Here is a 13250-nt window from a genome sequence, read left to right as displayed (position 1 = left end):
GAAACCAATGTGGGTGATAATTGAGAGAAGTTGAGGGGTGGCCAACAAGCGCGGTTAATCGGCAGGAAACAGGGCCGTCAAACGGCTTCGAGCTGCTTCGATTTGGAACGCTCCCGCCAGATGATGAACAGGCCGGAAGCGACGATGATGGCAATGCCGAGCGATTTGGAGGCGGTCGGGAAATCGCCGAACAAGGCGTAACCGAGCACGGTCGCCGAAATGATCTCGAAATACTGGAAGGGCGCAAGCAGCGAAAGCGGCGCCAGCCGGAAGGCGCGCACCACGAGCAGATGCATGTAGCCCGAGATCGAGCCGAGCAGCATCAGCAGGATGAGACCGAGCCAGGAGGCCGGGAGCGACGGGGCGAAATCCGTGGCCCCTGTGCTATCCCCGATGACCAGGGCTGCCGCCATGAACAGCGTTCCTCCGACGCCCGCCATGGTCTGCATGACGAGCGGCGAATCGGCTTCCCCGATCGCCCGGTTGAGGAAGAGGTAGAGCGTGAAGAGGAAGGCGCAGGCGACCGGCAGCAGCGCCGTCCAGCCGAAGATCGCATAACTCGGCTGGATGACGATCATGGCGCCGCCGAAACCGACGACGATCGCCAGCCACCGCCGCCAGCCGACCTTTTCCCGCAAGAAGACCGCCGACATCATGGTGAGCATGAAGGGTTCGACGAAATAGATGGCGAAGACGTCGGCGAGCGGCATGTATTTGACCGCCGCGAAGAACATCAGGCTGGCCGCCGCGTGCAGCACGCCGCGCAGCAGGTTCATCCAGGGGCGTTTCGGCCGGAAGATGGCAGCCCCGGTGAAGACGGCGAGCGGCAGGATGCAGACCAGCTGAAAAAAGAACCGGTAGAATGTCACCTGAGCGGGCGACATCGCCTCGGATGTCGCCATGTATTTGGCGATGGCATCCATCAGCGGCAGGATGGCCATGCAGGTGGCCATGATGGCCATGCCCTTCAGCGGATTTTCAGGTGTGGAAGAGGGCATGCCCGGCACTTTCGAGGAACCGGGTTCTTCAACCACAGCGGGCGGCAATGTTCAAGCCGGGATCAGGCGACCGCGGTCTCGGAAACCGTGCGCCCAAAGATTTCTTCGAAGGCTTGCCGCAGGCGCATATCCACGTCGGCCATCATTACCGGAAGTCCGAGATCGACGAGGCTCGTCACGCCGTAAGCGCTGATGCCGCAGGGCACGATGCCGGTAAAATGCGAGAGGTCAGGCTCGACATTGAGGGAGAGGCCGTGGAAGCTGACCCAGCGGCGCAGCCGGATGCCGAGAGCGGCAATCTTGTCCTCCGCTATCGAACCGTCCGGCAGGAGCGGTTTTTCCGGCCGGCGCACCCAGACGCCGACGCGGTCCTCGCGCCGCTCGCCGCGCACGTTCATCATGTCGAGGGTGCGGATTATCAGTTCCTCGAGCGCCGCCACATAGGCGCGCACGTCCTGGCGACGGCGCTTGAGGTCGAGCATCACGTAAGCAACGCGCTGGCCGGGACCATGATAGGTGTACTCGCCGCCGCGGCCTGTGGAAAACACCGGAAACCGGTCCGGCTCGATCAGGTCTGCGGCGTCGGCGCTGGTGCCGGCCGTATAAAGCGGCGGGTGTTCGAGCAGCCAGACGAGCTCGTCGGCATGGCCATCGGCGATCGCCGCCACCTCGCGCTCCATCTCGGCCACGGCCTCCTCATATGGAACGAGTCCATCGGAGATTCGCCAGCGCACCGGCGGCGAGCCTGTTTGCGGCAGCATGGACAGATTGAGGTCGGTGCGTGTGAGCATGGAAAATCTTCTGGCAAAAACAAAAGGGTGCGGCAAGGGCCTGGTTTCGGCCGGGTTTATATAGGCATTCACACCTGGAATTTTTATCCTTCAAAAATCTGTCACGGCGCACTTGTGCACCCCAAATGCTTTTGCTACATGCAGCCCCGCCGGCGCAAATCGGCATCTACCACGATGCGGTCGTGGCGGAATTGGTAGACGCGCAGCGTTGAGGTCGCTGTGTCGCAAGACGTGGAAGTTCGAGTCTTCTCGACCGCACCAAAATAAAAACCCGCTTCGGCGGGTTTTTTGTTGCCCGGATGAAATGACATCTAGAAAACTGAGCGGCCGATCTGCCGCTCCTATGGCAAAACATCGAGCTATATAGCGCATTGCCGATGAATAGTCGGCCGGTGTTCACGCAGGCGACACCTGTCGTCCGACGCCTAGACTTTCAACGCGACTGATTTACTCGGACGACCTTGAAGCGGGGGGGGGGAGCGAGACGTAATCAATCGGAACTGCGGCGTACATATTTTCAAAGATCGTCACGGTTACTTCTGCGTCGCGTCCCGCTTGGCGCAAACGCGCTAGGGCGCTGAACGACGTGTTCTTACTCGATTGAAACGACTTCCCGTCCCCGTGAAAGCGATCAACTAGTCGTCCCGATTCTTTAGCGAGAACGACTGTGTCTGCTCCGTACATCGCGTGCTCGAAATCGTGGTCCTCCGTGCCGAACAGTTGAAACGGGTCATAGTCGTTGTAGATCATCAGAACGGTCGGCTTCCCGCCCTTAGACGCGGCTTGTATTTGCCTCTTGCTCTTGGTGATTCTATCTCGGATAAATTTGCCGACCTCCCCACTGTGAACCATCTCATCCGCCCAATTTCGGCCAGCCTCAATCTGCTTTAGCTCGAAAATGATCTCCGCCTCACCGATTGTCACGCCGTAGTCTGGCATCGAGACGCCCCGTTCGGCTGAGATTGACCGAAAGGGCAGGCTGTTTGACGCTAACCATGTCTCGAATAGTGTCTCGGATCGGGTCTTGGCCATGGGTTTTTGCAGAATCATCCAGGGTTGGTGGCCGGTGGTGACATCTTCCGGCGCGGTGACGATAGGCGTATGGTTTGCGACGCCTCGTTTCATGTCTTGCCTACCCCTCTTACCATACTCATCTGGAATGGTCCCGCCCGCGCCGTATCGCGTCATATCGGGCAAGCTCTCGTTCACCTGATTAGCGCATCAGCCTAGGCACTCACCCACCTGCGTACTGTACGATGGGTGCCCGAATCCCGTGATTGTCGCTATCGGCCCGTGAGCGCCGATGAATTTTGATGAGGATTGGTACGCTGCCGCGCAAATGAGCCTCAGAATGACTCAAGTAGATTAGGCGAAAACCCAAATTTTGCTGATTGTACAAGGCAGTCGTGCAGCAAGACGAATTGCGGCTTTGAAATTCCATGCCTATCTGATGAATTGAGGCGTGTGCATTATTGCAGGGTAGGAAATGACCCCATGGTCGAACTGAAAGTAAAGACACGGCCGATCGGAGCGACCGCCGTTCTCGGACGCCTCGGTCACCCGCAGGTGACAAGCGAGACGGGTGGCCAGGTTGAATTGGTCACGGGCGCTTCCGAGCCGGGGTTCAATCCGCTCGACCTGATGTTTTCGTCGCTTGCCGCCTGCCTCGTGCTCAGCGGTCGTATCGCAGCAAGCAAGCTCGGCATTCTCGACAGGCTGACCGAGGTGAGGGTGCATGTGACCGGCGAAAAGGCCCATGACGGCCCCTCCCGGGTCACCCGGTTCATCGTGGATTTCCGTATTGAAGGGGATTTCGACGACGAGCAGAAGAAGAAGATCGCCCATATGGCCGAGGAAATCTGCACCGTCAGCAATACGCTGAAAAGTTCTCCGGAGATTTCCCTGACAATCGATTAGTCGTCGTCGGGAATGTGGCTGTCGACGCCTTCGAGGCGAAGGTTGTTGACCAGTTGGCGGACGCCGGCGACACGCTGGATCCGGCGGACGATCTTGCGCGAGGTCGCCGCATCGTCGACGGCGCCTTCGAGCGTGACCGTGCCGTCCTCGACATGCACGTCGATCGACGCCATGTCGATCATGTCCAGCTCCTCGATCGCGTCGGTGATCCGCTCTTCGAGATCGTCGGCCTCCTCGATCCCCTTGGTGCCGGGGCGGATGCTGTCTGCCAGGCGCTCTTCCGAGCCGTCGCGTTCCACACCGTCCACCTGATAGCCTCGGTTGCGGTCGGTGTCGAAATTGGCTTTGGGATCGCCATAGGCGGCGTTGTCGACGGGGCGTGCGCCGGCTGCATCGTCGTAAGGCCAGCCTTCGTCGATATTGCGGTCGTCGTAGTCGCGGAAATCTTCCTCGCGGGAAATGTCGTCAGCTTTTTTCTTGCCCGGCACCGCAGTCTCCTATCATGCCCACATGGACCCGGCGCACCCCCTCCTGAAAGGCCGGTGCGCCGGGTATTTCGGCTCAGTGGCTCGTGGATGCGCCGTTCCTTTGACCCGTCAGGGTCAGGTGGCTTTCGACATCATGTACGCCATCCACGGTTTCCGCGCTCAACACCGCCTTGCGGGCGGAGAACACGGTATCGACAGAACCCTCGAGGATAACCTTGGTTCCCTCGGCATGTGGTTCTATCATCGACGAATCGACGTCCGGCAGTGCAGCCAGGCGCTCGGATACTTTTCGCTCGAGCTCGGCTGCGGTCTTGTCTGCTGTCGCATTCATGGTCGTAGATCCTCGCTGGACTTGCGACCTCACAACGGGCGAACGCGAATTTGGTTCGGCCGCCTTCTTATTTTCCCTTGTCCCATTTGCGCAGCAGCCGGTCGCGCTTCAGGCGGGACAGCCGTTTCAGCCAGAAGATGCCGTCGAGCTGGTCGATCTCGTGCTGCATGCAGATGGAATAGAAGCCTTCGGCGTCTTCCTCACGGACGGTACCGTCGAGGTCCTGGTAGCGGAACCGGATCCTTTTCGGCCGCTCGACCTCGTCATTGGCGCCGGGCATGGAGACGCTGCCTTCCGTATGACGCATCAACTCGTCCGAGGAGACCAGGATTTCCGGGTTGACGTAGAAGCGCGGGCCGCTTTCCCTCGACAGTTCCAGCACCACGAGCCGGGTGAAGACGCCGACATGCGCGGCGGTGATGCCGACGCCGGGTGCCGCCCGCATCGTATCGAGGAGGTCATGGGCCAGCGCCGTTAGGGCAGCATCGAAAACGGTGACCGGTTCGCACGGCCTGGAGAGACCCGGATCGGGATATTTCAGGATGGTTCGGATGGCCATTTTCGAACTCCTCTTTCTGCCTTTCGGGCTGACTTCCCGGTTTTTCCGCATCGTTTCGTCATGCGCTCTGGACCCGGAACGGCAATTGTTCTAGCAGGAAAACCGGTGGCATGAGCAATAGCGCCGGATGCAGCTATCCAGTTGTTGACAATATGTTTTTTGCCGCCATTCTCCTTTTGTCAAAGACCAGCAGCGAGGGCGGCAGATGAGCGATATCGGCGAAGACCACCGCCTGCGCACAAAAACCGACGATGCCGGGGACGATATCTATTCCGAGGACGGCGCGATCCGCGCCGACTTCCTGGCCATGGTCGGCGCCGCAATCGCCGACCGCGACACGCTTTTCCTGCGTAGCCATGTGGCGCGGCTGCACGAATCGGAACTCGGCGATCTGCTCGAGGCGATCCTGCCAGACCAGCGCCATGCGCTTGTGCGACTGCTCGGCGATGATTTCGACCTCACCGCACTCACCGAGGTCGACGAAAACATCCGCATGGAGATCGTCGACCAGATGCCGAACGCACAGATCGCGGCGGCGATCGGCGAACTCGATTCGGACGATGCGGTCTACATTCTCGAAGACCTCGACCACGAGGACCGGGAAGAGATCCTGGCGCAGCTGCCGTTCACCGAGCGGGTGAGGCTGCGCCGCGCGCTCGATTATCCCGAACAGTCGGCCGGCCGCCGCATGCAGACGGAATTCGTCGCCGTGCCGCCGTTCTGGACCGTCGGCCAGACGATCGACTACATGCGCGACGAGGAGGACCTGCCGGAGAGCTTCACCCAGATCTTCGTCATCGACCCGACCTTCAAGCTGCTCGGCGTGCTCGACCTCGACCGTATCCTGCGCGCCAAGCGGCAGGTGAAGATCGAGACGATCATGCGGGAGACGAACTATCCGATCCCCGCCGACATGGACCAGGAAGAGGCAGCCCAGCTTTTCGAGCAATACGACCTCATCTCGGCAGCCGTCGTCGACGACAACGGCCGCCTCGTCGGCGTGCTCACCATCGACGACGTGGTCGACGTCATCCAGGAAGAGGCGGAAGAGGACATCATGCGCCTCTCGGGTGTCGGCGACGAGGAACTGTCCGACTCGGTCCGGGAAACCTCGCGGTCGCGGGTGCCGTGGCTGCTGGTCAATCTCTTCACCGCCTTCATTTCGGCGTCCGTGATCTCGCTGTTCGAGGCAACCATCGAACAGGTGGTGGCGCTCGCCATCCTGATGCCGATCGTCGCCGGTATGGGCGGCAATGCCGGCTCGCAGACGATGACGGTGACGGTGCGCGCACTTGCGACCCGTAATCTCGACATCCACAATGCCTGGCGCGTCGCACGACGCGAGGCTGGCGTCGGCCTGATCAACGGCGTGGTGATCGGCTGTCTCGTCGGCATGGTGGCCGGCCTGTGGTTTCACGACGTCCATATCGGCGGGCTGATCGCTACCGCCATGCTGATCAACATGTTTGCGGCGGCCATGGCCGGCATCACGATCCCGCTGCTGCTCGACCGGGCAGGGGCTGACCCGGCGGTATCGTCGGCGGTGTTCGTGACCGCGATTACCGACACGACCGGCTTCTTCTCGTTTCTCGGCCTCGCGACCTGGTGGTTCATGCTCCCTTGAGCCCAAAAAATTGACTGTTACGTAAAAGTCAATTAGTTTGGCTGACGAGTAGCAGGACATGATCGTGAACAAGTATTATAGCATTACGGAGCTGACGCGTGAATTCGGGGTATCGACCCGCACGCTGCGCTTCTACGAAGATGAGGGTCTTATCCACCCCGAACGCCGGGGTCGCACGCGGCTTTTCCGGGCAACGGATCGCCGGCTGATCCAGGAAATCCTGCGCGGCCGCCGGATCGGCTTCACGATCGCCGAGATTCGCGAAATCATCCAGGTCTACAAGGAGCCGCCGGGAGAGCTGGGGCAGCTCAAGCTCTTGATGACGCGCCTCGACGAGAAGCGCAACGACCTGCGCCAGAAGCGCAAGGATATCGACGACACGCTGAGCGAACTCGACAATGTCGAGGAAGCCTGCCTGACCCGGCTCGCCGAAATCGGCGTAGGCACCTGATCTTCAAAGCGACCGCTATTGGGCCTCGATCGAGCACTGTTCGGCGAGCGATTGCACCCTTTCGTCCTGCGCGGCAATGGCGCCAGACTGCAGCGGCGTCATCAGCGACTGCGCGATCAGCTTGTCGGCGGTGCAGCCGCAGAACTTCTGGCAGAGGCCGGCGTCGTTGCCCTGGCCCGTGCAGCCCGCCTCGCAGCTTCTGACATAGCCGATCCGCGGATCGGGCGGCGGGGCGGGATGCACCAGCGAGAAGAGATAGACGAGCGCGATCAGCACCGGCTGGTGGACGAGATAGACGATCAGGCTGTGGCGACCGGCCTTCGAGAGAAGGTTTTGCCGCGTCTGGACCGCTGCGAGCTTCGGGAGCCAGTTTTTCGATAGCGCCAGCCGCGCTACGGCCACCCCGGCCAGAAGTGCCGCGATCCAGGGAAACAGCGGCACATAGTCGTTCGAACGCGGCGGGATTTCTGCAAAACCGAGCCAGCTCAGGTAACGGGCGTTGAATAAAGCTCCGTCCAACGCGCCGGGGAAAAGACTGTAGTCGACGATCATCGCCGCCGCGATGAGGACGACGATGGCAGCCGTCAGCAACGGCGGCAGGCGCAGGAAGGCGAGGCCGATCAGGCTCGACAGCGCAATATTGTGCAGGATGCCGAAATAGATCCATTCGCTCGGAAAGGCGATCAGGGTCGCGATGCTGATCGCGAGTGCAGCGCCTGCAACCATCGCGAAACGCTTCCAGAAAGGCTCCCAGCGGATCTTCGGGAAATGCGCGAGGACGAGGCTGACGCCCGCCAGGAACAGGAACGAACTGGCGATCGAGCGGGCGTAGACCTTGAAGAACCCTTGGGTCGCCGTGCCGGGATCGACATAGCCGAAAAACTCGAGATCCCACGTGAAGTGATAGGTCGCCATGGCGATGAGAGCGACGCCGCGCAGCGTATCGATCAGCGTGATGCGGGGTCTGCGCAGGGAGGGATTTTCGGTTTCGGCAACGGTCACTGCTTATCTTTCCGGATCAGATCTCAGGGCGTCCCACGGTCCATGATCGCCAGCCGGGCCTCGGAGAAATACTGGCGGCGGGTGAGCACGACAATCACGACGACAGTCATCGCGATGAACATATAGGGCCCGATGAACCAACCGAGATAGCCGATCGACAAAAACAACGCGCGCAGGCCGGAATTGAAGTGGCCGGCCGCGATCGTGTTCATCCGCACCACCTGATCGGCCGCCCGCTCCGCCGCCGCCCGGTCGGCATGGGTGTCGTGCATCATCGGCAGGGCGCCGAAGAGAATGGTGCAGTAGTTGAACAGCCGGTAGGACCAGCCGAACTTGAAGAAGGAATAGCCGAACAGGAAGGTGAGGCCGGCCACCTTCAGTTCAAAGGCGGTGCGGCCGCCGTAAGCGACGAAGGGCAGGTCACGGAAGACCGCTTCCACCTGTTCGGTGGCGCCCAGCAGCGCAAAACAGCCGCCGATCGCAAAGATGGACGTCGAGGCGAAAAAGGCGGTGCCGTTCTGCAGACCCGCCAAGATCTGGGTGTCGATCATCTTCAGGTCGCGGCGGAGCGAGTTGTAGATCCAGTCCTTCCGCCGTTCGGCCATCGCCCGGTTGAGGCTGGCGCGCGGAAACAGCCGCGAGCCGGCGCCGGCGGTCACCCAGGAATAAAGGGCCCAAAGCACGGCAAAGAGGGCAAGCGCAACATAATCAGCGTTCGTCATAGGCCTCACCGTCGGAATCGGTCTTGATCCGTCCCGTCATGCTTTGTTTCGGTTTCGGCGGCAAGCCTCCTGCATCGGCAAGGGAACTATTTGGGGCGGGCAGGCGTTGCGAACATGACCAGCCTGGAGTTCCACCATGTTTCCGCCATTTTTGGATTGCGCAGGCGGCGGGATTTTAATAGACCATTAGCCATGACGACCCGGAGCGGACGTTTATCAATGCGGCAAGAACCTGGAGACGACATGGAAGATACCGTTCAGAAGTCCTGCTGGGGCGTGACCTTCAAGGCGCTGGTAGGATTTGCAGGTGCTTTGGCCCTCGCGTATCTTTTCGGCGCTATCTGACCATCTCAGTGAAATTCCGGAATTTCGGTCCTCGGCGTGGTATTCGTACCGCGCCGCTTCTATTTTAAGACCATGTCGCGGCCGGCTCACCGGATGTCGGGCAACCGCCAAGGCACGGCGGCAGTCTGACATAGGTTTGGCCGACATAGGCTTGGCCATCCCTCGTATCACCGCACGGATTCTCATGTTCCTGTCCGTTTTCGACGTTTTCAAGATTGGTATCGGTCCATCGAGCTCCCACACGATGGGACCGATGTCGGCCGCCAACCGGTTCCTGGAGCTCATCCTGTCCAACGATTGGCCGCGGCCGACCGGGGCGCATGTCGCCGCGCTGAAGGTGAGCCTGCACGGGTCCCTGGCGTTCACCGGGATCGGTCACGGGACGGGCAGGGCGGTGATACTGGGCCTGGTCGGCGAGGAGCCGCACGCCGTCGATCCCGACAGGATGGACGAGATCATCGGCGAAGTGGAACGCAGCGGCCGCGTCATGCCGCCCGGCCATCCGGCTTACGAATTCCAGCCGAAGACCGACCTGATCTTCGACAAGAAGCAGCCGTTGCCGGGCCATGCCAACGGCATGAGTTTTTCCGCCTTCGACCGTGACGGCCGGCTTCTCCTGAAGCGTATCTACTATTCGATCGGCGGCGGTTTCGTGGTGACCGATACCGAGCTCGAGGCCATGCGTGCCTCCAAGAAATCGGCAGGTGATGCGCGCATTCCGTATCCCTTCGCCTCCGCCCGGCAAATGCTCGACATGGCGCGCGGTTCGGGCCTGACGATCGCCCAGATGAAGCGTGCCAACGAAGAAACCAAAATGAGCTCCACCGAACTCGATGCCGGCCTCGACCGCATCTGGGAGGCGATGTCGAGCTGTATCGACCGCGGCCTCAAGGTCGACGGGATCATGCCCGGCGGGCTGAAGGTGAAGCGCCGGGCGAAGGCAATCCACGACAAGCTGAACGAGGAATGGCGCAGCAACCGGCTGAACCCGCTGCTCGCCAACGACTGGCTGAGCGTCTATGCGATGGCCGTCAACGAGGAGAATGCCGGCGGCGGGCGGGTGGTCACTGCACCGACCAACGGCGCGGCGGGCGTTATTCCGGCGACGGTACGTTATTACCTGCATTTCCATGAGGACGCGACCCAGGCCGACGTCCACAACTTCCTGCTGACGGCGGCCGCAATCGGCGGCATCATCAAGCACAATGCCTCGATCTCGGGCGCCGAAGTCGGCTGTCAGGGCGAAGTGGGCTCGGCCGCCGCCATGGCTGCGGCGGGGCTAGCGGCCGTCATGGGCGGCTCGCCGGAGCAGATCGAGAACGCCGCCGAGATCGCGCTGGAACACCATCTTGGCATGACCTGCGACCCGATCGCTGGTCTCGTGCAGGTGCCCTGCATCGAGCGCAATGCGCTCGGGGCCGTCAAGGCGGTCACGGCCGCCTCGCTCGCCATCAAGGGCGACGGGACGCATTTCGTGCCGCTCGACGCCTGTATCGAGACCATGCGCCAGACCGGCAACGACATGAGCGAGAAATACAAGGAGACGTCGACGGGCGGCCTTGCGGTCAACGTCGTCGAGTGTTGAACCGTCCCCGCTGTGGAGTGAACCGAGCAAACGCTTGACCTCACGTGCGGATGGGTCTTCAACCAAACCATGGCTCTACATCTCATCAAACTCTGCGTCGGCGCCGATTCGATCCAGGATCTCCAGGACTGGGTCGCCGAGCGGTCGCTCAATGCGATGGCTGCCGGCCTCGAGCCGCACAGCATCCATACGACCCGCATGGCGCCGAAGCGCATGGAGGAACTGCTTGACGACGGATCGCTCTACTGGGTGATCAAGGGGCAGGTGATGGCGCGGCAGAAGCTGCTCGATATCCGCACGGTTACCGGCGGCGACGGCATCCAGCGCTGCCAGCTGGTGCTCGGCCCCGAGGTCATCGAGACCGCACCGCAGCCGAAACGGCCTTTCCAGGGATGGCGGTATCTGAAAAGCGAAGAAGCGCCGCGCGACCTCGGCAAACTGGGCGAGGACGTGGCGGCGCTTCCGGAAGATCTGCGGCGGGAACTTGCCGAACTCGGACTTCTGTAGCGGCTGATCTTTCGATCAGCGAAGCCTGATACGGACTGGCGCACGGCCGGCGCGGATGCCGATATGAAGGTGGACATTGGCTTCCGGCTGGGAATGCCGCCAGGCGCGGGCACCGTGGCTGAGCAGCATGGCGACCAGGTCGCGGGTCTTTTCCTTGGAACGGTTCAAGCCGAGACCGGCAAGCCGCATGGCCGCCTCGTGAAGCGGGTTGAGGGCGACGCCCTTCGCTCTGGACTTCTGCGCCGGCTTGAAGGCCAGTTCTGCGCTGTTTTCATTCATTGCCATCGGAAACCCCGTCTACTCGTTACTCTCGAGATCCCTCCGCGCCGAAAACCCGGCGCGGGTATTTCCTTGATCGCCGGCGGCGACGCTCACTGAAGCGACGCCCAGCAGCTGATGCCCTTCTTCTTCAACACGTTGCAGGCATCGATGGCCGTCTTTTGGTCGTCGAAGCCGCCGAAGCGGGCGCGGTAGATCTGTTCGCCATTGTTGCTAAAGGCGACGGTGAATGGTTTGGCGGAACGCAATACCTTGCCGCCTTTATCCTGCGCATTCTGCAGGAGATCCTGTGCTTGTTTCTGGTTCGGCGACGCGCCGATCTGAATGACCCAGCCGTTCGCTGCTATCGCGGCCTCGGAGGAGGGCTTTGCAGCTGCCGCAGAGGCAGAGGCCTTGGTGGAAGCGGTCGTCACTTCATCGACGGCAGAGCGGCTCGTCCGGTGCGCCACGGCCACTTCGGTCTTGGCCGGAATATATTCTGGAGCCGGCGTCGGGACGGCGGAGGCACCGGCCATTGCCGAGTTCATCGCCTGGGTGATGACTTTCTTCTGTTCCGGTTCCGCGGCATAGGCCGATGCGGCGGGAGCCATGGCTGCAGCCTGCTGCTCGGCATAACGGGCGCCCGGCAGCGGACCGCTCGGCGGCAGGTCGAGCGCAGCCATCTGGCGCGCGTCGGACTGGGACGCGGCAACCGGCGAAGCGGATCTGACCGGCAGAGAGGGAGCGGGCGCAGCCGGGGTCACCTGGGCGATCAGGTTGCCGTTCCCGCCGCGAGATGCCTCCGGAAGATATTCCGCGACCAGCTTGCGCATCGTTGCGTCACGGGCGGCACTGGAGCGGCCACCGAGCACGACGGCGACGATCGAACGTCCATCGAGCTGGGCCGAAGTCGCAAGATTGCTGCCGGCGGCGCGGGTGTAGCCGGTCTTGATGCCGTCGACGCCCTTGACGTTGCCGACCAGGCGATTGTGATTGCCGATCGTCTGCTTGCCGAAATTGAAGCTGCGGATCGCGAAGTAACCGTAATATTGCGGGAAGTGCTGACGCAGAGCCATGCCGAGACGCGCTTGATCGCGCGCCGTCGTCATCTGCGCGGTATTCGGCAGGCCGTTGGCGTTGCGATAGGTGGTACGGGTCATGCCGAGCGCACGCGCCTTGCCGGTCATCAACGATGCAAAGCGCTCTTCGGAGCCGCCGATGAATTCACCGAGAGCGGTGGCGATGTCATTGGCGGAGCGGGTGACAAGTGCGCGGATGGCCTGGTCGACCGAGACAGAACCGCCGGCGCGAACGCCGAGCTTGGAGGGCGGCTCGGATGCAGCATGAGCGGAGACAGGGACCTGCGTGTCGAGGCTGATCCGGCCGGCTTCAAGCGCTTCGAAAGTCAGGTACAGCGTCATCATCTTGGTGAGCGACGCGGGATAGCGCAGACCATCCGGATCCTCGGAATAGAGAACCTTGCCGGTCTTGGCGTCGACGACGATACCGGCATATTTCGGACCTGCGGCAGCCGGCGTCGAAAACATCGAAATCGCCACAGCCAATGTGAAGAGAAACCCGAGGAAACGTCCCGGAACCGTCGCATCACCCTTCGAAGGGAATGCAGAGAACATTTTTTTCGACACTGCCGCACTCATCGCTTGCATCACAT

The 13250-nt window shown here is 61.6% G+C and carries 16 protein-coding genes and 1 tRNA gene; 7 read left to right on the top strand and 10 right to left on the bottom strand.

From position 1 onward, the window contains the following. Positions 1-77 precede the first annotated feature (77 nt). On the bottom strand, positions 78-998 hold the full coding sequence (locus C5J24_RS04500) for a DMT family transporter (protein WP_105415896.1): 921 nt from the start codon (positions 996-998) through the stop codon (positions 78-80). 62 nt (positions 999-1060) lie between these two features. Then, complete coding sequence (lipB, locus tag C5J24_RS04495; protein ID WP_105415894.1) at positions 1061-1789, bottom strand: lipoyl(octanoyl) transferase LipB; 729 nt, start codon at positions 1787-1789, stop codon at positions 1061-1063. Between the two features lie 176 nt (positions 1790-1965). Between lipB and C5J24_RS04490 the strand changes: the two genes are divergently transcribed. Continuing rightward, positions 1966-2050, top strand: a tRNA-Leu gene (locus tag C5J24_RS04490). Positions 2051-2236: 186 nt separating this feature from the next. Here the strand turns inward: C5J24_RS04490 and C5J24_RS04485 are convergent. Beyond that, complete coding sequence (locus C5J24_RS04485) at positions 2237-2914, bottom strand: hypothetical protein (RefSeq protein WP_172723843.1); 678 nt, start codon at positions 2912-2914, stop codon at positions 2237-2239. A gap of 369 nt (positions 2915-3283) precedes the next feature. Here C5J24_RS04485 and C5J24_RS04480 point away from each other — a divergent pair, with 369 nt between their 5' ends. Continuing rightward, positions 3284-3706 carry an OsmC family protein gene (locus tag C5J24_RS04480; RefSeq protein ID WP_105415890.1) on the top strand — a complete coding sequence of 141 codons (423 nt, stop codon included), beginning with the start codon at positions 3284-3286 and terminating at the stop codon, positions 3704-3706. Here the strand turns inward: C5J24_RS04480 and C5J24_RS04475 are convergent. The 3 genes from C5J24_RS04475 to C5J24_RS04465 all read right to left on the bottom strand — a co-directional run bounded on the left by C5J24_RS04475 (position 3703) and on the right by C5J24_RS04465 (position 5084). Beyond that, the gene (locus C5J24_RS04475) at positions 3703-4194 is read right to left on the bottom strand and encodes a BON domain-containing protein (protein WP_105415888.1); all 492 of its coding nucleotides are present in this window, start codon (positions 4192-4194) and stop codon (positions 3703-3705) included. The two genes, C5J24_RS04480 and C5J24_RS04475, sit on opposite strands and share 4 nt — an antisense overlap. A 73-nt stretch (positions 4195-4267) precedes the next feature. Further along, a complete protein-coding gene (locus C5J24_RS04470; RefSeq protein WP_105415886.1) occupies positions 4268-4525 on the bottom strand; it encodes a BON domain-containing protein in 258 nt (85 codons plus the stop codon). Between the two features lie 67 nt (positions 4526-4592). Continuing rightward, positions 4593-5084: a peptide deformylase gene (locus tag C5J24_RS04465; protein ID WP_105415884.1), complete on the bottom strand. Its 492-nt coding sequence runs from the start codon at positions 5082-5084 to the stop codon at positions 4593-4595. Between the two features lie 205 nt (positions 5085-5289). Here C5J24_RS04465 and mgtE point away from each other — a divergent pair, with 205 nt between their 5' ends. Next, positions 5290-6708, top strand: a complete 1419-nt coding sequence (gene mgtE, locus C5J24_RS04460; protein ID WP_105415882.1) for a magnesium transporter — start codon at positions 5290-5292, stop codon at positions 6706-6708. A gap of 58 nt (positions 6709-6766) precedes the next feature. After that, positions 6767-7159 carry a MerR family DNA-binding transcriptional regulator gene (locus tag C5J24_RS04455; RefSeq protein ID WP_037082306.1) on the top strand — a complete coding sequence of 131 codons (393 nt, stop codon included), beginning with the start codon at positions 6767-6769 and terminating at the stop codon, positions 7157-7159. A gap of 15 nt (positions 7160-7174) precedes the next feature. On the opposite strand, the gene C5J24_RS04450 is transcribed toward C5J24_RS04455, so the two are convergent. Continuing rightward, positions 7175-8161, bottom strand: a complete 987-nt coding sequence (locus C5J24_RS04450; RefSeq protein ID WP_105415880.1) for a DUF1624 domain-containing protein — start codon at positions 8159-8161, stop codon at positions 7175-7177. Between the two features lie 23 nt (positions 8162-8184). After that, the gene (locus C5J24_RS04445) at positions 8185-8883 is read right to left on the bottom strand and encodes a DUF599 domain-containing protein (protein ID WP_046607040.1); all 699 of its coding nucleotides are present in this window, start codon (positions 8881-8883) and stop codon (positions 8185-8187) included. 114 nt (positions 8884-8997) lie between these two features. On the opposite strand from C5J24_RS04445, the gene C5J24_RS31735 reads away from it, so the two are divergent. The 3 genes from C5J24_RS31735 to C5J24_RS04435 all read left to right on the top strand — a co-directional run bounded on the left by C5J24_RS31735 (position 8998) and on the right by C5J24_RS04435 (position 11320). Further along, positions 8998-9228 carry a hypothetical protein gene (locus C5J24_RS31735; RefSeq protein ID WP_172723802.1) on the top strand — a complete coding sequence of 77 codons (231 nt, stop codon included), beginning with the start codon at positions 8998-9000 and terminating at the stop codon, positions 9226-9228. Positions 9229-9412: 184 nt separating this feature from the next. Then, a complete protein-coding gene (locus tag C5J24_RS04440; protein ID WP_105415878.1) occupies positions 9413-10813 on the top strand; it encodes an L-serine ammonia-lyase in 1401 nt (466 codons plus the stop codon). A 69-nt stretch (positions 10814-10882) separates the two neighbouring features. After that, a complete protein-coding gene (locus C5J24_RS04435) occupies positions 10883-11320 on the top strand; it encodes a DUF1489 family protein (protein WP_046636189.1) in 438 nt (145 codons plus the stop codon). 15 nt (positions 11321-11335) lie between these two features. Here the strand turns inward: C5J24_RS04435 and C5J24_RS04430 are convergent, their stop codons facing one another. Together C5J24_RS04430 and C5J24_RS04425 are read right to left on the bottom strand one after the other, a co-directional pair. Beyond that, positions 11336-11605, bottom strand: coding sequence for a hypothetical protein (locus C5J24_RS04430; RefSeq protein WP_046640241.1), 270 nt, complete (start codon positions 11603-11605; stop codon positions 11336-11338). Positions 11606-11691: 86 nt separating this feature from the next. Next, positions 11692-13125 carry a D-alanyl-D-alanine carboxypeptidase gene (locus C5J24_RS04425; RefSeq protein ID WP_245446548.1) on the bottom strand — a complete coding sequence of 478 codons (1434 nt, stop codon included), beginning with the start codon at positions 13123-13125 and terminating at the stop codon, positions 11692-11694. Positions 13126-13250 lie beyond the last annotated feature (125 nt).

It is taken from the genome of Neorhizobium sp. T25_27, assembly GCF_002968565.1.
GTDB lineage: Bacteria > Pseudomonadota > Alphaproteobacteria > Rhizobiales > Rhizobiaceae > Neorhizobium > Neorhizobium tomejilense.
The sequence above is the reverse complement of the archived record's forward strand: the minus strand, read 5'-3'. Positions and strand labels throughout refer to the sequence as shown.